Here is a 1,729-nt window from a genome sequence, read left to right as displayed (position 1 = left end):
TGCCGTGAGCGAGGACCCGGTGAGCATCGCAGCGAGCTCCGGCGAGCGAGGAGCGGAGGCGGGTCCGAAGCGAACCATGGATGCCGTGAGCCCGGGGGAACCGCCGGACGTCGAGCTGCTCGCCGATCTGGACGCCGGCGTGCTCGACGCGGACCGGGCGCGCGCGGTGCGGGCGCGGGCTGCCGCGGATCCGGCGTCCGCTCGGGTCCTGGAGGCGTTGGCGGCGACACGGGCCGACCTCGGAGCGCTGCCGCCGCTCGCCGTGCCGACCGACGTGCTGGCGGAGTGGATCAACAGAACCACCGAAAGTCCCCCGGATGTGAGTTATATCACATTAACCCTTTCGGGTGACAATCGGCGGTTCCGACCGGCCCTCGCGGCCGCCGCGGCCGCCCTCGTCGCCGTCGTCGTGGGAAGCCAGTTCGCAGGCGCTGCAACGGATCCCGCCCGCGTCGACAGCGTCGGGACCGTCGAGCTCGCCGCGGCGGGCGCAGCCGCGGCGGGCGCAGCCGCATCGGGCACCTTCGACGTCGGACCACTCGCGGATCCCGCCCGCCTCGCCGGCTGCCTGCGCGCGGCCGGTGTCCGGGACGCCCTGCCGCTCGGCGGGCGTCCGGTGCTGCTCGAGGACCGACCCGGCATCCTGCTCGTGTTCCCCGCCGGCGCCCCGGGTCGCCTCCGCATCGTGGTCGTCGATCCGGCCTGCGGGCCGGACGGAGCGATCGTCCTCGCCGACACGACCGTCGGCCGGTGACCGTGGGAATGCCGCCTGCTGCCAGGCTGTTGGGCCTACCGAAGGACGACGAGGAAGGTGGCAGCGTGACCGACGACGTGCGCGAGCTGATCATCATCGGCTCAGGTCCGGCGGGCTACACGGCCGCCGTGTACGCGGCACGGGCTCAGCTCGCCCCGCTGGTGTTCGAGGGCACCCAGTTCGGCGGGGCACTGATGACCACCACCGAGGTCGAGAACTACCCCGGGTTCACCGACGGCATCCTGGGCCCGGATCTCATGGAGCAGATGCGCAACCAGGCCGTGCGGTTCGGCGCGGAGCTGCGCAGCGAGGACGTCGAGGAGGTCTCGCTCACCGGGAACGTGAAGACCGTGACCGCGAACGGCGTGACGTACCGCGCCCGTGCGGTCGTCCTCGCGATGGGCGCAGCAGCGCGCTACCTGCACGTCCCGGGCGAGCAGGCGCTGCTCGGCCGCGGCGTCAGTGCGTGTGCCACCTGCGACGGCTTCTTCTTCCGCGATCAGGACATCGCCGTGGTCGGCGGTGGCGACTCCGCGATGGAGGAGGCGACGTTCCTCACGCGGTTCGCCCGCTCGGTGACGGTCATCCACCGCCGCGACGAGTTCCGGGCTTCCCGGATCATGCTCAAGCGCGCCCAGGACGACCCGAAGATCCGCTGGCAGCTGTACAGCGAGGTCGTCGAGGTACTCGGTGACGGCACCGTCGGGGGCGTGCGCGTGCGCGACACCCGCACCGGGGAGGAGTCCACGCTTGACGTCACGGGCCTGTTCGTCGCGATCGGCCACGACCCCCGCTCGGGCCTGGTGCGCGACGTCCTCGAGACCGACGCGGACGGCTACCTGAAGGTGGAGTCGCCGAGCACGCGTACCGCGATCCCCGGCGTGTTCGCCTGCGGCGACCTCGTCGACCGCACGTACCGGCAGGCGGTCACCGCGGCCGGATCGGGTTGTGCCGCCGCGATCGACGCGGAGCGCT

2 protein-coding genes are annotated in these 1,729 nt (G+C 72.6%); both read left to right on the top strand.

The genetic code is table 11. The features are described from left to right. Positions 1–85 precede the first annotated feature (85 nt). Positions 86–754 (top strand): hypothetical protein, encoded by a 669-nt coding sequence (locus tag AB7J25_RS29480; protein WP_428514456.1) that lies wholly within the window; start codon positions 86–88, stop codon positions 752–754. A 65-nt stretch (positions 755–819) separates the two neighbouring features. Beyond that, positions 820–1,729: thioredoxin-disulfide reductase (gene trxB / locus AB7J25_RS29475; RefSeq protein WP_428514454.1), on the top strand; the 910-nt coding region annotated here is incomplete at its 3' end.

The sequence above is a fragment of the Pseudonocardia sp. genome (assembly GCF_050246655.1).
Lineage (GTDB): Bacteria > Actinomycetota > Actinomycetes > Mycobacteriales > Pseudonocardiaceae > Pseudonocardia.
This window is presented reverse-complemented; position numbering and strand designations above follow the sequence as displayed.